Source organism: Arthrobacter sp. NPDC093128 (assembly GCF_040683875.1).
Lineage (GTDB): Bacteria > Actinomycetota > Actinomycetes > Actinomycetales > Micrococcaceae > Arthrobacter.
Genome location: NZ_JBFBEY010000003.1, coordinates 70,926 through 91,143 on the forward strand (window position 1 = coordinate 70,926; position 20,218 = coordinate 91,143).

A 20,218-nucleotide genomic window follows, 5' to 3' on the forward strand; every position below is an offset into this window, starting at 1 on the left:
GTGTGCAAGGCCTCCTTAGCAGGGGGACACATGCTGAGGCCTGACCGAATCCCAACCAGTAAGGTAGTTGAGTGACTTTACCGCTGCACATTCCCGCATCCCTCGGCGCGACGCCGCCGTCCCTTCGTCTTTTCACGTCGGAGTCCGTGACTGAAGGCCATCCGGACAAGATCTGCGACCAGATCAGCGATGCGATCCTGGATGCCCTGCTGGCGAAGGACCCCGAGTCCCGCGTGGCCGTCGAGACCCTGGCCACCACCGGACTGGTGCACGTAGCGGGCGAAGTCACCACCGACGCTTACGTTGAGATCCCGCAGATCGTGCGCGAAACCATCCTTGGGATCGGCTACGACTCCTCGGCTAACGGGTTCGACGGTGCCCGCTGCGGCGTCTCCGTATCCATCGGCCAGCAGTCCAACGACATCGCCGGCGGCGTGTTCAATTCCCTGGAGGCCCGCGAAGGACGCCAGGAAGACGACTACGATCTCCAGGGGGCCGGCGACCAGGGCCTCATGTTCGGCTACGCCAGCGACGAGACGCCGTCCTACATGCCCGTCCCGATCTGGATTGCGCACCGTCTTTCCGAACGCCTCACCGAAGTCCGCAAGAACGGCGAGCTTGCCTACCTCCGCCCGGACGGCAAGACCCAGGCCACGATCGGCTATGACCGCGACCGGCCGGTTTCCGTCGAAACCATCGTGATCTCCAGCCAGCACGCGGAAGGCGCCAGCCTCGAGCAGTTGCGCGCCGACCTCGCCACGCACGTGATCGATCCCGTGCTGGCAGCAGCCAACCTGGACATCTCACGCACGCGCAACATCCTCAACCCCGCCGGTGCCTTCGTGATCGGCGGCCCCGTTGGCGACGCCGGACTGACCGGCCGCAAGATCATTGTGGACACCTACGGTGGCATGGCGCGCCACGGCGGCGGTGCCTTCTCCGGCAAGGACCCGTCCAAGGTTGACCGCTCCGCGGCGTACGCGATGCGCTGGGTGGCCAAGAACGTGGTTGCCGCGGGACTGGCCAAGCGGGCCGAGATCCAGATCGCCTACGCCATCGGCCAGGCACGGCCCGTGGGCACGTATGTTGAAACCTTTGGCACGGAAACCGTGGATCCCGATCGCATCAGCCAGGCGATTGCCGAGATCTTCGACCTGCGTCCGCGGGCCATCATCGACGCGCTGGACCTCAAGCGGCCCATCTACGCCAAGACCGCGGCGCACGGACACTTCGGCCGCGACGATCCCGACTTCACCTGGGAGCGTCTGGACCGGGTGGACGAGCTCAAGGCCTTCTTCAACGCCTGAGAAGCACCGCCAGTCCGCAAACCTAATGCCGGTAAGCCACGAAGGCGTACGTCGCCGGAATAATTGTCGGTGCCGTGTGTTTTGCTGTAGCAGGGCCACCGTCCGGGCGGCCCTGCTACAGTGCTTTCCGGCTGATGGCGCCCGATCTGCTGCCCCTGAACCGCCGGCACCACTACTGGCAGGATGCTGAATGGAGGTTGGTCCCGTGGCTTCCTTTTCCGGCGATGGTTCCGCCACCGAAGAACCCCTCCAGCTGTCACTGCTCCAGGGATTCCCGGCGGGCCGCCCGCAGTCTCCCGGCGGACCCGCCCTCGCGCAGATGCTGCCGGTTGCCCGGGTGCTCATCGAGTCTTCGCTGCCCCACCTGGACCGCCCGTTCGACTACAGCGTGCCGGCTTCACTTGACGGCGCCGCGCAGCCGGGCGTCCGCGTCAAGGTCAAGTTCAACGGCCAGGAACTTAGCGGCTTCATCCTGGACCGGCTCGCTGAATCCGACGCCGGGCACACCCTCGTCCCGCTCCACAAGGTGGTGTCGGCCGTTCAGGTGCTCACGCCGGAACTGGCCGAACTCGCAGGCAAAGTCGCCGCCCGCTACGCCGGCACGCTGAGTGACGTACTGCGTGTGGCCATTCCGCCGCGGGTGGCCAAACTCGAGAAGGAACTGGCCGCGGACGGGACAATCTCCGCAGGCCCGCCCGCCGCGGCAGCGGAGGCCGCAGCCGGGGAACAGGAACCGGCTGGGGGCAGCGTTCCCGCCACGGCGGGTCCCTGGGCCCGCTACGTCAACGGCGCGGCGTTCCTCCAGCATCTTGAGGCCGGAGAGTCGCCGCGTGCGGTCCTGAGCGCCCTCCAGGGCTTCGGCCCCGCCGGCTGGCCCGCGCTTATTGCCGAAGCCGTGGCGGCCGTCCGCGCCTCGGGCCGCGGCGCAGTGGTAGTGGTTCCGGACTACCGCGACCTGGACCGCGTGGAGGGGGCCCTGGCCGCCCTGCTGCCACGGGAGGACATTGCCCGTCTCACCGCCGACGACGGCCCGACGCCCCGCTACCGCAGCTACCTTCGCATCCTCGCCGGCACTGCCGGGGTTGCCGTCGGCACCCGCTCGGCAGCGTACGCCCCCGTGCACAACCTGGGTCTGGTGGTGTGCTGGGACGACGGCGACGACCTCCACATCGAACAGCGGTCGCCCTATGCGCACACCCGGGAAGTCCTCCTGCTGCGGGCGGAACAGGAAGGTGCCGCCTGCCTGATGGCGGCGCACACCCGCAGCACTGAACTGCAGCGGCTGGTGGATGCCGGCTGGGCCAGGGCGGTCGAGGCCGACCGGCAGGAGGTGCGCCGGACGGTGCCCCGGGTCCTGAATACGGCAGACAGCTTTGAACAGGAACGCGACCCCCTCGCCCGGATCGCCAGGCTGCCCGGTGCGGCCTGGCGCGCCGCCAAGGAGGGCCTGGAACGCGGCCCCGTCCTGGTCCAGGTGGCCCGTTCCGGCTATGCGCCGTCGCTGGTCTGCGACTCCTGCCGGGAACCGGCCCGCTGCACGGCCTGCAGCGGACCGCTCGCTGTTGCCGGCGCCGCCGGCAGTTCAGCGGTGCCCCAATGCCGCTGGTGTTCCGCTCCCGCGCCAGCCTGGTGCTGCAGCCACTGCAGCAGCCCGCGGCTGCGCCGCTCCGCCACCGGCGTGCTGCGGACCGCGGAAGAGCTGGGCCGGGCATTCCCCGGCAAGCCGGTCATCACATCGTCCGGGGACCACGTCAAGGCCACAGTCCCGGACGCCAAGGCCCTCGTGGTGGCCACTGTGGGAGCAGAGCCCGTAGCAGCCGGCGGGTATGCCGCCGCACTGCTGCTGGACGGGGACTCCTTGCTGCGCCGTGAAAACCTCCGCGCGGGGGAGGACGCCGTCCGGCGCTGGTTCAACGCCGCGGCGCTGGCAAAACCTGCCCGCGAGGGCGGCCTCGTTGTCATCACCGCCGACGACACGGCGGGGGTGGGCGCACTGCTTCGCTGGGACGCCGGGGGATATGCACGCCGCGAACTCTCCCTGCGCCAGGAGCTGCACTTGCCGCCGGCAGTCCGGATAGCCTCCGTGACCGGCGGCCGGACCGCCGTCGGGCACTTCACCGAGGCGATTGAAAAGCAGTTGGCCAGGCAGGACATTTCCCTGCGCACAGCCGGTCCGGCGCCGTTGCTGCTGTCGGACGCGCGGGCCGGCCAGCGGGAGGCCGGCGAGGACGTCCGGACGCTGCTGTTCATTCCGTATGCCCGGGCGGCCGAAGCCACCCGCGTGATGAGGGCCGTCAAGGCCGCCGCAGCGGCCAGGCGAAGCGACGATCCCGTGCAGCTGAGGCTCGACGGCGTGGATGTGCTCTAGCTGACGGGCTCCTGCGGGGCGGGCGTCAGCGCCTGTTGATCCGGGCAGCTTCTTCGGCCAACTGGACCAGCTGCCGCGCGGAGTGCGCCCAGCTGAATTCCGCGGCCCGTTCCACGGAGCGCCGTGACTGCGCCTTCCACACGTCCGGCTGTTCCAGCCGCCGGACGGCCTCGGCGAACTCCGACGGGGAATCCGGATGGACATAGCTCACGGCGTTATGGCCCACTTCGCGGAAAATCGGAATGTCGCTGGCGATGACGGGCGTGCCGTGGGACATCGCCTCCACGAGCGGCAGGCCGTAGCCCTCTGCGCGGGACAGGCTGATCAATGCGGTGGTCCGGGCCAGCAGCTCCTCGTACTCCGCATCCGTCACGCCGTTGTGGAAGACGATGTTGGCGCCGTCCGGCGCCAGGGCCTCGAGCTCCGCCCTGCGCTGCGGAGTGATGCGGCTGAGGAGGTGAAGAGTCATGTCCGGCAGTTCGGCCATTCCCCGGACCATGGTTTCGACGTTCTTGTACGGCATGAAGGAACCCATGTAGAGAAGGGTTTTGTCCGCTCCGGCCCCGGGATCGCGGGGAGTGTGGCCGTGCTGCGGTGCGTTGCCCACAATCCGGACGGGCCGTTTGGTCAGGCTGTGTTTCGCGATCAGCGCCTCAGTGGTGTGGCTGATCGTGGCCACGACGTCGGCACGGTTCAGGAGCATCCGCTGCGGCCAGTAGGCCTTGTGGTACAGGCGCCACAGCACCCGGACGGGAGCCGGCAGGAATCCCGGCGGGGCAGGGTGCTCGTAGTAGATCAGGTCGTGAAGGGTCAGGACCAGGCCGTATTTCCTGCCAAGAGTCCCCATCGTCTGCATCGGGCACACCACGACGTCGGCGCCGAGCTTGTTGACCTTGGCAGCCACAAACAGTTCTGCGGGGGAGAGCGGGCTGTTGATCAGCGTGTAGGGGACGTCCGGCAGCAAGGCAAGCTGCCGGGGGTCGCTAATGAGCATCGAGACGTCCGCAATCCTGGCCGTGGCCGCGATCAGGCTGGCGCCGTACCTGCTGATGCCGTCGTGGTGGTCCAGGCGGGTGAAGCGGGCATCGATAATGATTTTCACGCGGGATGGTCCTTCAGGAAGCGTCTGATGAAGCCGGCGGCCGGCTCGGGCGTCTCGTAGTGGATGAGGTGGCCGACGCCGGGAATGACATGCAGGGTGCCGTCAGGCAGGAGCGCCGCCAGTTTGTGCTGGTCCGCGAGCATCGCGATTTCGTCCTTTTCCCCGGCCACCAGAAGTACCGGCAGGGTGAGGTCCCGGGCAACCTCGGAGACGTTGCTGCCGACGGATGCCTTGAAGGATTCAAGCAGGCTGTCCCGGTTGGCGAAGGCGGAGAAATAGGCGTTGTGCTGCCCGTGGATGAACCGCAGGAGCTGCTTGTCCCGGGTCTTTGCCATTGCCACGCTCATGACCCTGACGATGAGCCGGCTGCGCAGCAGGAACAGCCCCAGGGCGCGGGGGAGCCTGGCGGAGGCCTCGTAGTAGAGGACGGCCAGTTTGGTCATGATGCCCTTGGGGCCCTCGAGGGCCGGTGCTGCGATCGGGTTGATGAGGACAAGGGGGAACACCGCGCGGGGGTTGGCCGCCACGAAATGGCTGGCAATGATCGATCCGAAGGAGTGTCCCAGCAGCACGGTTTCCGGCCCAAGGCCAAGGGCAGCCATGAAGTCGCTGATGAACTGTCCGTACCGCATCACGCTGTGCTCACCGTCGGCAAAGGCATCCGAGCTGCCGAAGCCGGGGAGGTCTGGCATGATGAGGCGCATTTCGGGCAGCTGGTCCGCAATCCTGAGCAGGCCGTGGTGGTCGCCGCGGAAGCCGTGGATCACCAGGATGGTCCTGGTTTCGGGTGTCACACGCACAGGCTCGTACACCCAGTAGTCGACATTGCAGCCCTGCAGGTCCACGCTGCCGGCCCGCGTCCTGGCATCGAGTTGCCCGCTAAAGAGGGGCGGGGCCTGTGCCGGTCCCGTGTCCACTTGTTCCATGGTTTCGAATCCTAGTTGACGTTGTCCGGGTGGGAGCCTGTGCGGTGGCCGCGTTCCAGGCCGGCAAGGGCGGCCATGTCTTCGGCGTCCAGGGTGAACCCGAAGACGTTCAGGTTCTCCCGGATCCGGGCGTAGGAGCTGGCTTTCGGGATCACCACGTTCCCCAGTTGCAGGTGCCATCTCAGGATGATCTGCGCCGCGGTCCGGCGGTGCGCCGCTGCGAGCTCCAGAACCACCGGGTCCTCAAGCACCTGGCCCCGGCCCAGCGGGCTCCACGCCTCGGTGCGGATGCCAAGCCGGTCGTGCAGCCGGCGGAGTTCGTCCTGCTGGAGCCAGGGGTGGAGTTCGATCTGGTTCACGGCGGGGACCACTTCAGCGGTCTCGAGCAGGCGCTCCAGGTGGGCGGGCTGGAAGTTGGACACGCCGATCGCCCGGATCCTGCCCTCGCGGTAAAGGGTTTCCATGGCCCGGTAGCTTTCTGTGAAGAGCCCGCGGCCGGCGCATGGCCAGTGGATAAGGTACATGTCGACGTATTCCATGCCCAGGTTGGACATGGACGTGTCGAAGGCGCGCATCGTGGCGTCGTAGCCATGGTCGTCGTTCCACACCTTCGTGGTGACAAACAGGTCCTCGCGGGAGAGGGACGGGGATGCCTCGCCGGAGCCTCCGGCGGCACCGCTGCCCGCGAACCCGGACAGTGCGCCGATGGCCTTGCCTACTCCGGTTTCATTTCCATACATGGACGCGGTGTCGAAGTGCCGGTAGCCGGCTTCGAGGGCCATGGTCACCAGCCCGGCCGCGCCGGCCGAGGGGACCTTGTAGAGCCCGAAGCCCAGCTGGTCGATCAGCACACCGTTGTTGAGGCTTAGCCGGGGCGAGGTTTTCATAGCACTGACTCTACCGACTCAGCGCCCCGCGCTCCCGGGGACAGGCCGTCGGGCGGTCGTCGGGCGGTCGTCGGAGACGTCAGGACAGTCCGTCAAAGCTGACCAGGCGCCGCGCCATGGCTTCATCGAGGATCAGGTCCGTGGCCAGCCCGGCGGCGAGCGCGCCGCGCAGTCCTTTGATCTTTGAGGCCCCCGAGACGACGCAGATGCGGCGCCGGACCTGCCGCAGCTGAGCCAGCGCAGGACCGGTGGACCTTTCGTTCAGCGTGATGCCGTCTGATGACCCGTCGCCGCGGAAAAACACTGTCGCCACGTCACCCACCACGTCCGAGGTGGCCAAAATGTTCAGGTCGCTCTCGTCGAGGTAGCCGCCGGCATAGACATGGCTGGGGTAGTCGGCGTCCACCGAGCCCACGCCGAAGATGGCGATGCTCATGCGTGACTGGAGCTCAAGGATGCGCTGGACGCTGCGTTCATTCCACATGGCTGTTTTGGTGGCGGCGTGGTCGAAGAAGGCCGGAACCGGAAACTGTTCAACCCGTGCGCCGTAGGCGCTGCCGAACCTGCGCATGATGTCACTCGCGTAGGTGATGCCGGTGGTCTGCATGTTGCCGGCGCCGTTGAGCTGGACGATCACGCTGTCATGCGTGATCTTGCGGGTGAGGTGCCGGCTGACGGCGCTGAGCGTGGATCCCCAGGCGACACCGATGATGGCGTTTGAGTCAACCAGCGGTCCGATGGTTCGTGCAGCCTGCATGGCCACTCTGTCAAGGGTCTCCGCTTCATTCAGGGTGTCGACGACCGGAACGACGTGGACATCCACCCGATATTGGGCGCGGATCATGTGCTCCAGTTCCGGCCCGGTGTCGAGGGGATTGCGGATCTGGATCTGTACCAGCCCGGTCTCCCGGGCGGCCGAAAGTAGCCGTGAAACCGTGGATCTGGAGGTCCTGAGTTCCCTGGCTATGGCGTCCATCGTGAGGTCCTGGAGGTAATACAGTTGTGCAGCTCTGAGGGCTTCTGAGTGGCGTGAGCGAGGCATTCCGTTCCCATCCTGCACGTTTGTGCATAGTGCTTGACTCCATTTTCCATTACTCCAAACAATAGTGGTGAACGGCGCCGCGCTGTGAGGCGCGCCGCACAGGACCAAACCCCAAAGGAGCAGTTTTGGGAACCAAGGATTCATCCGGCCATCCGGCCACCAGCCGCGAGCGGACATCAGTGCAAAGCCTGCGCCGGCGTCCCCGCGCCCAAGTCCTGATCATCGGCGGCGGGATCAACGGGGTAGGTACATTCCGCGATCTGGCACTGCAGGGAGTGGACGTCGCACTCGTCGAACGGGGCGACTACTGCCAGGGCGCCAGCGGTGCATCGTCGCACATGATCCACGGCGGAATCCGGTACCTGGAAAACGGTGAGTTCCGGCTGGTCCAGGAGTCCGTCGTAGAACGCAACAGGCTCCTGCGCATCGCTCCCCACTACGTCAAGCCGCTCCAGACCACCATCCCCATATTCAGCACCTTCTCCGGAGTGCTCTCGGCGCCGCTGCGGTTCCTGACCCACAAGCAGCAGGGCAAACCCAAGGAACGCGGAGCCTTCCTCATCAAGCTCGGCCTGAGCATGTACGACTTCTTCTCCCGTGACGGCGGCAGCGTTCCGCGCCACCAGTTCCGCGGCCGGAAGCGCGCCCTGGCCGAGCTGCCGCGGCTGCACCCGGGCATCAAGTACGCGGCCACCTACTTCGATGCCTCGGTCCACAACCCGGAGCGGCTCACCCTGGATGTGCTGCAGGACGGTGAGAAGGCAGGCACGGCCGGCCCCAGCGATGCGCGGGCCAGCAACTACCTTTCGCTCGTCTCCATGGGTGGAGCGGCCGGGACCCGGACCGGCTCCACCGGCGGCAGCACAGTCCAGTTGCGCGATGAACTCAGCGGCGAGGTCTTCGACTTCACGGCTGACGTCATCGTCAACACCACTGGCGCCTGGGTGGACCTGACCAACGGGGCCATGGGCGCGGCGTCGACTTTTATGGGCGGCACCAAGGGCTCGCACATCGTGCTGGACCACCCCGAACTCCTCGAAGCCTGCAACGGCCGTGAGATCTTCTTCGAACATACCGACGGGCGGATCGTCCTCATCTACCCGATGGGCGACCGCGTCCTCGTGGGAACCACCGACGTCGATGCTGACATGGCCGAGGACGCCGTGTGCACCGACGCCGAGATCGACTACTTCTTCGACCTGATCGGCCACGTGTTCCCGGACGTCACCGTGGACCGGGACCAGATTGTCTACACCTTTTCCGGTGTCCGCCCGCTGCCCAAACACGATGCCACCCAGCCTGGCTTCGTCAGCAGGGACTACCGGATCGAACGCCGGGCCGGCGGGCAGGAAGCGGCCGCGGGCGGCAGCGGCGCCGTCGTACTCAGCCTTGTCGGCGGTAAGTGGACCACGTTCCGGGCGCTGGCCGAACACCTGACGAATGACGTGCTCAGGGAACTGGGGATGGAACGCAAAATCTCGACGGCGAAACTCGCCATCGGCGGCGGTGCCGGCTTCCCGGACACGCAGGCCGGCGTCCAGCAGTGGATCAAGGCCCACATGTCCGCGGGCCGCGATGCCGACCGGATTTCCGGATTGCTGACCCGCTATGGAACCCGCGCCGAAGAGGTCCTGCGCTTCCTCGACGCCGGCCCGGACCGGCTCCTGCATTCCACCCGGGAACTCAGTGTCCGCGAAGTGGAATTCATGGCCCGGCACGAACAGGTGGGACACCTCATCGACGTGCTGATCCGGCGCACTTCCCTGGCTTTCCGCGGCCTCGTGACGGGCGAACTCCTCAACGAGGTGGCCGACGTCCTCGCCGGTCCGCTGGACTGGGACGCCGCGACCCGGGCCGCCGAAATCCACTATGCCCAGGAGGTGCTTGAACGCTTCCACGGCGTCCAGGTCCACAGCCTGGTCGCTTAGCAGGCTTGCGTGCCCGGGCAGCGATGCCCGGGCGCAAGGGCTGCGCGGTTCCGCTGGAGCAGGAGCCGGCGCAGCAGCCGGCCGGCATTGCAACAACAATGCCGGCCCAACAGCCCTTCAAACTCGCGAAGGGCTGACAACAGAAAATAGAGGAGTCAAAGATGTCTCTTGGAATTGTTTTTCTTTCCGAAGTATTCGGAACCGGGATGCTGACCTTGTTGGGTTGCGGTGTGGTGGCAAACGTCGCGCTCAAGGGCACCAAGGGCAACAACGGCGGATTCCTAATGGTCACATGGGGGTGGGGCATAGCAGTCTTCGCCGGCGTCTATGTCGCCGCACGGTCCGGCGCGCACCTGAACCCCGCCGTCACCCTGGGCCTGCTGATCAACGGAAAAGCGGAGTATGCTCCCGGCGTCAGTGTCGACTTCGCCTCCACGCTGACATACTTCGGCGGTGAACTCCTGGGCGCGTTCCTGGGCGCAGTGGTCATGTGGCTTGCCCACAAGCAGCACTTTGACGCCGAACCGGAGCCCGCCAGCAAGCTCGCCGTATTCTCCACCGGCCCGGCCATCCGTTCCACCCCCTGGAACCTGATCACCGAGATCATCGGCACGTTCGTGCTCGTCTTCGTCATCCTGACGTTCGGCGGCACCCCTTCCGGCCTCGGCCCGCTCGCAGTGGCCCTGCTGGTTGTCGGCATCGGCGTATCGCTCGGCGGTCCCACCGGATACGCCATCAACCCCGCCCGTGACCTTGGCCCCCGCATCGCGCACGCGCTGCTCCCCATCAAGGGCAAGGGCTCCAGCGACTGGAGCTACTCCTGGATCCCGGTTGTCGGGCCGCTCGTTGGCGGTACCCTGGCCGGCGTCGTCGCAGCGGTAGTGCCGATCATCGTCACGGCAGCTTCCTGATCCCCGCCCCGCACCAACACACTGACCAAGCCCTTCACACAACAGACAAGGACGTCAACATGAACCAGTACGTAATCGCCATCGACCAGGGCACCACCAGCACGCGGGCCATCGTCTTCGACCACAGCGGCAGCATTGTCTCCTCCGGCCAGATGGAACACGAGCAGATTTTCCCGCAGGCCGGCTGGGTGGAGCACGACCCCGCCGAAATCTGGGACAACACCCGCGAGGTCATTGCCTCGGCCCTGTCCAAGGCGAACCTGACCCGGCACGACATTGCCGCGGTCGGCATCACCAACCAGCGCGAAACCGCCGTCGTGTGGGACAAGACCACGGGCAAGGCTGTCTACAACGCCATCGTCTGGCAGGACACCAGGACCCAGGACATTGTGGATGAACTGGCGAAAGACGGCGGCCCGGAGCGGTTCAAGCAGAAGGTGGGCCTGCCTCTGGCCACGTACTTCTCCGGCACCAAGATCAAGTGGGTCCTGGACAACGTGGAAGGCGCGCGGGCCAAGGCCGAGGCCGGCGACCTGGTCTTTGGCAACACGGACTGCTGGGTGCTGTGGAACCTCACCGGCGGAGTGGACGGCGGCGTGCATGTCACCGACGTCACCAACGCCTCCCGGACCATGTTCATGGACCTCGAAACGCTGTCCTGGGACCAGGAAATCCTGGATGCCTTCGGCGTTCCCGCCTCGATGATGCCCGCCATCAAGTCCTCCTCCGAGGTCTACGGCACCGTCCACACCTCCCAGTTGCTTCGGGAAGTGCCGGTTGCCGGCATCCTCGGCGACCAGCAGGCAGCCACGTTCGGGCAGGCGGCGTTTGAGGCCGGCGAAGCCAAGAACACCTACGGAACGGGCTGCTTCCTGATCTTCAACACTGGCGAGGAAATCGTCCACTCCAAGAACGGGCTCCTCACCACGGTGGGCTACAAGCTGGGGGACGCAGCCCCGCACTACGCGCTGGAGGGCTCGATCGCCGTCACGGGATCCCTCATCCAGTGGCTGCGGGACAACCTCGGCCTGATCAGCAGCGCCCCGGAGGTGGAGACGCTCGCCGCCTCGGTCAAGGACAACGGCGGCGTCTACATCGTGCCGGCGTTCTCCGGACTGTTCGCGCCGTACTGGCGTTCCGACGCCCGCGGCGCGATGGTGGGCCTGACCCGCTTCGTGAACAAGAACCACATCGCCCGCGCGGCCCTGGAAGCCACCGCTTTCCAGACCCGTGAGGTCCTCGACGCCGTCAACGCGGACTCCGGAGTTCCGCTGACGGAGTTGAAGGTCGACGGCGGCATGGTTGCCAATGACGCGCTGATGCAGTTCCAGGCGGACATCCTGGGCGTGCCCGTGATACGGCCCAAGGTTGTGGAGACCACCGCATTGGGTGCGGCCTACGCTGCCGGCCTAGCCGTCGGGTTCTGGAAGGACCTGGGGGAGTGCTCGGCCAACTGGTCCGAGGACAAGCGCTGGGAACCGCAGATGGAACAGGACGAGCGGGACCGCCAGATGCGCCTCTGGAAGAAGGCTGTCACGAAGGCCATGGACTGGGTCGACGAGGACGTGAAATAGTCTGACCTGTCGTTGATGGCAGCCGCACCTGCCCCGCCCGTCCCCTGCTGCTCCCAACACTCGCAAGCTCGTGTAGGGGCCCTCGCAGCAGTGGGCCCCCCCGCGGGTGCCCACCACACCCGGGCGAGGTGCGGCTGCCATCAACTTATCCGTCAGCTATTCAGCCGCTCGTGGCGACTTACGTTTAGGTGAACGTGCGGGTGCGCTAAAGTAGTTCTATGCGTGCGATCCTTCTGCTTAGCTAGCCGCCCGGTATCCCGACCAAATACGGATTGCCGAGCGGCCGCCCCTCCATGTCGAGGGGCTTTTGTGTGTCTGGGGTTATCTCCCGGCCGCAAGAAGGGGATCAGGAGGCCGGGGCGGGACAGCACGCCGGGGCCGGACGAAAAGCGGTACAGAACAGAAGAGGGCAGCAGTGAGCGTTCAGCCGGAGACAGAGACCGGAACAGCAACAGTCGCGACGGACGGCCCTGAGGAGGGCACCTACAGCTTCGCCGCGATGGAGGCCAAATGGCCGCAGGTGTGGGAAGACCTCAAGGTGTTCACCCCCGTCGACGACGGCTCGCGCGAGCGCCGCTACGTCCTCGACATGTTCCCCTACCCTTCAGGCGACCTGCACATGGGCCACGCGGAGGCGTTTGCCATGGGCGACGTCGTCGCGCGTTACCTGCGGCAGAAGGGCTACGACGTCCTGCACCCGATCGGCTGGGACTCCTTCGGCCTGCCCGCGGAGAACGCCGCCATCAAGCGCAACGCGCACCCCAGCGAGTGGACGTACGCCAACATCGAGACCCAGGCGGCGTCCTTCAAGCGCTACGCCATATCGGCTGACTGGTCACGGCGCGTGCACACCTCGGACCCGGAGTACTACCGCTGGACCCAGTGGCTGTTTAAGCGCTTCTACGAGCGCGGGCTGGCGTACCGCAAGGATTCCCCGGTCAACTGGTGCCCCAAGGACCAGACGGTGCTGGCCAACGAACAGGTCGTCAACGGTGCGTGCGAACGCTGCGGCACGCCCGTGACCAAGAAGTCCCTGAACCAGTGGTACTTCAAGATCACCGAATACGCCGACCGCCTGCTGGATGACATGGACGAACTGCGCGGCCACTGGCCCGAGCGCGTCCTGGCCATGCAGAAGAACTGGATCGGCCGGTCCGAAGGCGCCCACGTCAACTTCGTCATCGAGGCCGACGGCAGCCAGCCCGCCAAGAACGTCACCGTCTTCACCACGCGGCCGGACACCCTGTACGGCGCCACCTTCTTTGTAGTGGCTGCCGATGCGCCGCTTGCAGTGGAGCTGGTCACGGACGAGCACGCGGCAGCCCTGGACGCCTACCGCGAACAGGTTAAGGCGCTCTCCGAAATCGAACGCCAGTCCACCGAGCGCGAAAAGACCGGTGTCTTCACCGGCCGGTACGCCATCAACCCCCTGAACGGCGAGAAACTGCCCGTCTGGGCCGCGGACTATGTCCTGGCAGACTACGGCACCGGCGCCATCATGGCCGTCCCTGCCCACGACCAGCGCGACCTCGACTTCGCCAAGACCTTCGACCTGCCCGTCCGCGCTGTGCTGGACACGGGAGAGGACGACCCCGCTGTGACCGGAACGGCCACGGCGGGCGAGGGCACCCTGATGAACTCCGGTGTGCTCGACGGACTGCCCAAGGCGGAAGCCATCCCGGCCGCGATCGACATCCTGGAGAAGCAGGGCACGGGCGAAAAGTTTGTCAACTTCCGGCTTCGCGACTGGCTGCTCAGCCGCCAGCGGTTCTGGGGAACCCCGATCCCCATCATCCACTGCCCGGCCTGCGGTGAAGTTCCCGTCCCGGACGAGCAGCTGCCTGTCACGCTGCCTGCTGACCTGCGCGGCGAAGACCTGTCCCCGAAGGGCACCTCGCCGCTGGCTGCCGCCGAGGCATGGGTCAACGTTGAGTGCCCCAACTGCCACGGCCCCGCCAAGCGGGACACCGACACCATGGACACCTTCGTTGACTCGTCCTGGTACTTCCTGCGTTTCGTCTCCCCGCAGTACACCGGCGGCCCGTTCGACCCCGAGAAGATCAACGACTGGATGCCGGTGGGGCAGTATGTGGGCGGCGTGGAGCACGCCATCCTGCACCTGCTGTACGCACGGTTCTTCACCAAGGTCATCCACGACCTGGGCATGATTGACGCCGACGAGCCGTTCAGCGCCCTGCTCAACCAGGGGCAGGTGCTCAACGGGGGCAAGGCCATGAGCAAGTCGCTGGGCAACGGTGTTGACCTCGGCGAGCAGCTGGACAAGTTCGGTGTGGATGCCGTGCGCCTGACCATGATCTTCGCTTCCCCGCCGGAGGACGACGTCGACTGGGCGGATGTTTCCCCGTCGGGCTCCGCGAAGTTCCTGGCCCGTGCGTGGCGGCTGGCGCAGGACGTCACCAGCGCGCCCGGAACGGACGCCGCCCAGGGAGACCGGGCGCTGCGCTCAGTCACGCACCGGACCATCGTGGATGCCGCCGCGCTGCTGGACAGCAACAAGTTCAACGTGGTGGTGGCCAAGCTGATGGAGCTGGTCAACGCAACCCGCAAGACCATAGATTCCGGGGCCGGCGGGTCGGATCCCGCCGTCCGTGAAGCAGCCGAAGCCGTGGCCGTCATCCTGAGCCTCTTCGCGCCGTACACGGCCGAGGACATGTGGAACGTGCTGGGGCACCCCGCGTCGGTGGCCAACGCCGGCTGGCCCGGGCATGACGAAGCCCTCCTGGTGCAGGAGACGGTGACTGCAGTGGTCCAGGTCCAGGGCAAGGTCCGCGACCGCCTCGAGGTCTCTCCCGGGATCGGCGAGGACGAGCTGCGGGAACTGGCACTCGCGTCCGAGAACGTGCAGCGCGCCCTCGACGGGCGGGGTATCCGCACGGTCATCGTGCGTGCCCCTAAACTGGTCAACATCGTCCCGGCCTAGCCGGGCACCGGCCGCCGGTACTGCCGGCGGCCGGCCATGATGTTTAACCGGAACAGCAGGGGGATGCCGTGAACGACCGGGAGCCGGCCGGCTGGCCGTGGCTGAGGGAGCGGCTGGTCCGCCTGCGGCAGGCCACCCGGCAGGGAGCTGCTCCGGAAGCAGTGGTGACGGCCGCCGTCGTACGCACCGCTGTGGTTACCGACTCCGCAGCCGCACTTCCCGCCGACTGGGTCAGGGACTTCGCCGCAGACGGGCGGCTGACCGTGGTTCCCATGCCCGTGATGGTGGGGGAGGAAATCTACGGCGAAGGCGAAGACGACATCACCGACACGATCGCAGTGGCGTTGGCTACCGGGAGGCCGGTCAAGACGTCACGGCCGTCGCCCGGCCAGTTCGAGCAGGCCTATCTGGCAGCGCTGCGCCACGGCTACGCAGCCGTGGTCTCCGTGCATATCTCCGGAGCGCTTTCCGGCACTGCCGACTCCGCCAGGCTCGCGGCATCCCGTGTCGGCATCCCCGTGGAAGTGGTCGATTCGAAAACCGTGGGCATGGCGCTGGGCATGGCGGTGCAAAGCGCGGTAGTGGCCGCCGCGGACGGCCGCCCGGCAGCGGAAGTGCGCGCTTTTGCCGAAGAGCGGCTGGCCCGCACCAAGGTGTATTTCTATGTCCCCAGCCTCGAGCAGCTGCGCCGCGGCGGCCGGATCGGAGCAGCGGCTTCCCTGTGGGGAACCGTGTTTGCCATCAAGCCGATCCTCGCCGTGGACGACGGAAAGATCGTCCCGCTGGAGAAAGTCAGGTCGGCGGCGCGGGCGGTGGCCCGCCTCGAGGAAATCGTGGTTGCGGACGCGGCGGCGCGGCCTTCGGGCCAGGCCCGGCTGGCGGTACACCACTTCGGCAACCCGGCCGAAGCCGCGGAACTCGCCGGCCGGCTAGCCGCCTCGCTCCCGGAGGCGCCGCCGGCGCAGATCAGTTCGCTCCCTGCAGTGCTCGCCGCACACGCCGGACTGGGAGTGCTTGCCGTCATCGTGGGGGAGAGCAGCACGCCGGCGAGGGATCCCGCGGGCAGCACCGGATGACCCGTTCTGCAGGGGCCGGCCGCCGGCCACCACTGGTTCAATCCCGGCGCTGGTAGTACAGTCTCCCCACCGGGCAAGGAGGCTCCCATGTCAATGCAGGTCCACCACGTTGCGCAGTTCGACAAGGACGTGTCGGAAGAAGTGACCAACTGGTTGAAGTATCTCAAGGGCCAGGTGACGAGCGTCCAGTTCCTGACCACGACGGTTCCTGATCCCAAGGCGCCGGAGGCCTGGCGGGTCCAGTACGAGGCGTACATCACCTACCAGAAGTAGCCTTCCGCGGGCGCTGCCGCCAACCGGCTATCCACATACGCTCATTCGCGCTGTTTGTTCCACGGCCGTTCTCCTAGCGTGGGGGTATGTCACGCCGGAACGCGGAAGCGGGAGAACCTGCCGCAGCCAGCCGTGCAAGGCGCCGCCTGACTGCTTCGCTGGGACCGGCCGGGCGCGCTGATGGCGCCGGCGGGCACGGGACCGGCGGCGCGGTATCCGGTCCGGGCCTTTTGGGGCACGGCAACGGGACGGCGGGCGGGGACTCTTTTAGGTACGACGGCGGTGCGCAGCCGGCCTGTGACGAGGTCGGCGCGCCTTCCGGTGGCTCGGCGCCCGGACCCTCGAGGTTCAGGTGGCGCACCGGAGTTCGTGTGGCCATGGTGGTGGGGGTCCTGGGTCTTCTCCTTGGGGGCTGGTTCTGGTGGGACGTTGCCGCCGGCAGTCCCCAGGTAACTCCCCTGGGCGACGTCCGCAGTACGGAAGGCAGCGCGCAGCCGGACGACGCCACTGGTGCTCCGGAGGTAGGCCCCGGTGGCGCGGCCGGCGGAGGCCCGGCCACGGGCGGCACACCCGGCGCGAAAATCGTGGTGCATGTCGCAGGCGCCGTCCAGAGGGCCGGCGTGGTCGAGCTGCCGCAGGGAAGCCGCGTCCACGAGGCCATCGCGGCGGCCGGAGGCAGCACGGCGGAAGCGGACCTGAACCGTCTGAACCTGGCCGCTGTCCTCATCGACGGCCAGAAGATCTACGTTCCGGCGCATGGCGAGGTTGTGGATGGGGCGGCCGGGGTCCTGCCCGCCGGTCCTTCACCCGGCGAAGCAGCCTCCGGCGGACCGGCGTCCGGCGCCAGGATCGACCTGAACTCGGCGTCGGTGGAAGACTTGGGGGCCTTGCCGCGGGTGGGGCCCGTCCTTGCCCAGCGGATTGTCGACTGGCGTAAGGAGCACGGGCGGTTCAGCACAGTTGAGGAACTCGACGCCGTGGACGGTGTGGGACCCAAAATGCTGGAAACGCTGCTCCCACTCGTACGGGTGTCCTGAGATGGGCAGGCCCAGCCCGTGGCAACGTTTTGTTTTTTCGGCTGTCCGGGAAAGCCCTCGAGTACCGGCGCGGGCCCCTGTAGGACCGCCTTCCGGTGTGCGCACCAACCCGGACGTCCACTCCACGGGCGTCCGGGGTATCGTTCCGCGCACGGCGGGCGGCCTGCGGGCGCTGCTGGTGGCCGGCCTCCTTACTGCCCCCGCGGTCAGGGCACAGGCAGCGGGCAAGCAGGCTTCGGCCGGAGCCGGAGCCGGGACCGGAACGGGAACCGGGGTCAGGCCGCGGCGCCGGACCGACCTGCGCCTGGCGCCGCCCGCCGTCCTCGCCTGGGCCGCCGCGGTCGCCGGCGTATGGCTGCCGCTGCCGGCGCTGGGCCTGGTGATCGGCGGACTGCTCCTCGGTGCGGCCGCACTGTTTGCCGGCATGCGCCGCCGGTCGCGGACTCAGTCCGGACCTGTGCCTCGGAGCTTCCTGACCACACTATGCGTTGCACTGGTGCTGGCGGCAGCCGTCGCCTCCCACTCCGCGGTGGCCTCATCGCACAAGCACGGCGGGGCCGTGGCCGAGGCAGTCGCCTCGCGGTCCGCCGTCGTGATTGAACTGGAGGTCGCCGGACCGCCGCGACAGCTCAAGGCGCCTGGCCGTGCGGGGGCGGACCGCTGGGCAGTTCCGGCCACCGCGTCTACGATCATCGCCGGGGGTAACCTGATCCGCGGGGAGGCCCAATTGCTGATCATGGGCGGTCCTGATTGGCAGCGTGTGGTCCCCGGTCAGCGGATCCGGACAGCCGGCAAGCTGCGGCCTCCCGAAGACGGCCAGACGCAGGCAGGAATCCTGTCCGCCAGTACCGGCCCGGCCACCCTGGTTGCCCCTTCGGGATGGCAGGAGGGGCCGGCCGCGCTGCGCGGCGGGTTTGCCGCCGCCGCGGAATGGACCGGCGGAGATGCCAGGGGCCTGTTGCCTGGAATGGTGACAGGTGACACCGGCTTTCTGGATGAACAGCTTCAAACCGCCATGAAGACAGTCGGAATGACCCACCTGACCGCAGTCAGCGGGGACAAGGTTATGAAGTAAGGTGGGTTTATGGACCCTAAGACTCTCCTCGTCCGCGAGTATCTGCGCGTGTCAAAAGATCGTAGTGGCAAGGGCAAAAGCCCGGACCAGCAGCACACGGAGAATGCTGCAGCGCTGGCGCAACATGGTTGGGATCTTCATCCTGAGCCGTACAGGGACAATGACAGAAGTGCCAGCCGCTACTCCAAGCAGGCGCGTGAGGGCTTTGCACGATTGATGATTGACCTCGAAGAAGACGCCTTCGGCGCAGGTGCACTTGGCCTCTGGGAGTCAAGCCGCGGATCACGCCGGACAGGGGAATGGGTCGACCTCATCGAGCTTTGCGAGATGCGCGGTATTCGCATCTGGGTGACGACGCACGGCAGACTCTATGACCCGGCCAACGCCCGCGACCGCCGAACCCTGCTGGAAGATGCCGTCGACTCTGAATACGAAAGCGCCAAGACGAGTAAACGCCTGCAACGTGACATGCGCTCCAACGCCGAGAAGGGCCGGCCCCACGGTAAGAAGATTTACGGTTACCGGCGTATCAAGGATTCTGAGACAGGCACCTTGATCCGGGTTGAGCCTCATGAGGATGAGGCTCCTATTGTGCAGGAGGCAGCACGGCGCAGTCTTGCTGGCCAGACCTTTTATGCCATTGCCAAGGACTTCAACGAACGCGGCATCCCGCCAAGGCGGGAAACCCAAAAAGCCCATCGGCAGGGCGTTGGCTGGACACCTCCTGCCATCAAACAGATGCTGACCATGCCGGCGTACGCTGCCAAACGCCAGCACAGGGGAGAGATCATCGGTGACGCTATGTGGCCGGCACTCATCCAGCCGGGCAGCTGGGAAAAGCTCCAGGCCATCATGAGTCCTCCGGAGCGTAAGCGGACCAACGACTGGCCGGCCAGACACCTGCTAACCGGCATCGCTGTATGTGGTGTCTGTGGGGCTCCAATGCGGATCGGTAAGCAGAATGCCGGACGACGGAAGGACAGGCAAACCGGCGAACCGTTGCCGAAGCCTATTGATGAGCATGGCAATGAGCTGCCGTATCCGTTTTACAACACATACGTCTGCATCGGTGTGCCCGGGAAGACGGGGTTTCACGTCGCGATGCGAGACTCGCACTTGGACGCAGTTGTTACCGAGCTGGTCTTGGCCCGGTTGGAGCGGCCTGATTTCCTTGCCATGATCGGAGAACGCGGCGAGGGAAACGATGCCGAGCGCCATGCCATTCTGGAGGAGATCGCAAGCTACCAGCAGTACTTGGACAGGGTGCGTGCGGACGCCGCTCAGAAACTTAGGTTTGATCTGGTGATGGATCAGGAGGCCAGAATCGCGCCGAAGATCAAAGCAGCCCAGGACCGGTTGGAAAAGCTCGCCGAGGTGGACCCGTTCGTGCTGCGGCTCGTGCGCGAAGGCTCGGTTAGGGACACGTGGGACGAACTAGAACTGCCCGACCAGCGTCGCGTCATTCGTGCCGTGATGACGCCGCGGGTCAATCGCGTTCCACCGGACGCGAGGGGACAGAGAGGCATCAACCACGATCGTGTCGATTTGATTTGGCGCTGATTACACTCACTTAATCGAGGAGGACACGGCCGCGTACAGAATCCTCCGAGGACGACTTCCCACCCGTCCGGCAACATCCCGGTCAACTAATCGGTGTGCGGCGCCAGTTGCTGCATTCGAGAGCGAGTGAGAACCGTTCTAAATGAGTTTCTGGTATGACCGGAATGTGCATTTGCATCGCTCCTGTGAAGTAGAGTTCACAAGAACTGTC

At 66.5% G+C, this 20,218-nt stretch carries 15 protein-coding genes; 11 read left to right on the plus strand and 4 right to left on the minus strand.

What is annotated here, in order from left to right:
- The first annotated feature begins 71 nt into the window (after positions 1-71).
- A complete protein-coding gene (gene metK / locus AB0N24_RS04125) occupies positions 72-1,307 on the plus strand; it encodes a methionine adenosyltransferase (RefSeq protein ID WP_364120822.1) in 1,236 nt (411 codons plus the stop codon).
- Between the two features lie 190 nt (positions 1,308-1,497).
- Positions 1,498-3,675 (plus strand): primosomal protein N', encoded by a 2,178-nt coding sequence (locus AB0N24_RS04130; RefSeq protein ID WP_364120825.1) that lies wholly within the window; start codon positions 1,498-1,500, stop codon positions 3,673-3,675.
- Positions 3,676-3,700: 25 nt separating this feature from the next.
- On the opposite strand, the gene AB0N24_RS04135 is transcribed toward AB0N24_RS04130, so the two are convergent.
- The 4 genes from AB0N24_RS04135 to AB0N24_RS04150 form a co-directional block, all read right to left on the minus strand.
- Entirely contained in the window at positions 3,701-4,777 is a 1,077-nt protein-coding gene (locus AB0N24_RS04135) for a glycosyltransferase family 1 protein (RefSeq protein ID WP_364120827.1), read from the minus strand.
- A complete protein-coding gene (locus tag AB0N24_RS04140; protein ID WP_364120830.1) occupies positions 4,774-5,703 on the minus strand; it encodes an alpha/beta hydrolase in 930 nt (309 codons plus the stop codon). The genes AB0N24_RS04135 and AB0N24_RS04140 overlap by 4 nt, the downstream gene beginning before the upstream one ends.
- A gap of 11 nt (positions 5,704-5,714) precedes the next feature.
- Positions 5,715-6,590: an aldo/keto reductase gene (locus AB0N24_RS04145; protein ID WP_364120833.1), complete on the minus strand. Its 876-nt coding sequence runs from the start codon at positions 6,588-6,590 to the stop codon at positions 5,715-5,717.
- 79 nt (positions 6,591-6,669) lie between these two features.
- Complete coding sequence (locus AB0N24_RS04150) at positions 6,670-7,632, minus strand: sugar-binding domain-containing protein (RefSeq protein WP_104172982.1); 963 nt, start codon at positions 7,630-7,632, stop codon at positions 6,670-6,672.
- Positions 7,633-7,757: 125 nt separating this feature from the next.
- On the opposite strand from AB0N24_RS04150, the gene AB0N24_RS04155 reads away from it, so the two are divergent.
- From AB0N24_RS04155 to AB0N24_RS04195, 9 genes are all read left to right on the plus strand, one after another.
- The gene (locus AB0N24_RS04155) at positions 7,758-9,560 is read left to right on the plus strand and encodes a glycerol-3-phosphate dehydrogenase/oxidase (protein WP_364120836.1); all 1,803 of its coding nucleotides are present in this window, start codon (positions 7,758-7,760) and stop codon (positions 9,558-9,560) included.
- Positions 9,561-9,721: 161 nt separating this feature from the next.
- Positions 9,722-10,471 (plus strand): MIP/aquaporin family protein, encoded by a 750-nt coding sequence (locus tag AB0N24_RS04160; RefSeq protein WP_104172980.1) that lies wholly within the window; start codon positions 9,722-9,724, stop codon positions 10,469-10,471.
- A 59-nt stretch (positions 10,472-10,530) separates the two neighbouring features.
- Positions 10,531-12,045 (plus strand): glycerol kinase GlpK, encoded by a 1,515-nt coding sequence (gene glpK / locus AB0N24_RS04165; protein ID WP_364120840.1) that lies wholly within the window; start codon positions 10,531-10,533, stop codon positions 12,043-12,045.
- Between the two features lie 415 nt (positions 12,046-12,460).
- Complete coding sequence (leuS, locus tag AB0N24_RS04170) at positions 12,461-14,986, plus strand: leucine--tRNA ligase (protein WP_364120842.1); 2,526 nt, start codon at positions 12,461-12,463, stop codon at positions 14,984-14,986.
- 68 nt (positions 14,987-15,054) lie between these two features.
- On the plus strand, positions 15,055-16,062 hold the full coding sequence (locus AB0N24_RS04175) for a DegV family protein (RefSeq protein WP_364120845.1): 1,008 nt from the start codon (positions 15,055-15,057) through the stop codon (positions 16,060-16,062).
- Positions 16,063-16,149: 87 nt separating this feature from the next.
- The gene (locus AB0N24_RS04180; protein WP_104172976.1) at positions 16,150-16,335 is read left to right on the plus strand and encodes a hypothetical protein; all 186 of its coding nucleotides are present in this window, start codon (positions 16,150-16,152) and stop codon (positions 16,333-16,335) included.
- Positions 16,336-16,421: 86 nt separating this feature from the next.
- Positions 16,422-17,372, plus strand: coding sequence for a helix-hairpin-helix domain-containing protein (locus AB0N24_RS04185; protein ID WP_364120848.1), 951 nt, complete (start codon positions 16,422-16,424; stop codon positions 17,370-17,372).
- 97 nt (positions 17,373-17,469) lie between these two features.
- Positions 17,470-18,447: a DUF4131 domain-containing protein gene (locus tag AB0N24_RS04190; RefSeq protein WP_364120850.1), complete on the plus strand. Its 978-nt coding sequence runs from the start codon at positions 17,470-17,472 to the stop codon at positions 18,445-18,447.
- Between the two features lie 9 nt (positions 18,448-18,456).
- Positions 18,457-20,007, plus strand: a complete 1,551-nt coding sequence (locus AB0N24_RS04195) for a recombinase family protein (RefSeq protein ID WP_364120853.1) — start codon at positions 18,457-18,459, stop codon at positions 20,005-20,007.
- The last annotated feature ends 211 nt before the right edge of the window (positions 20,008-20,218 follow it).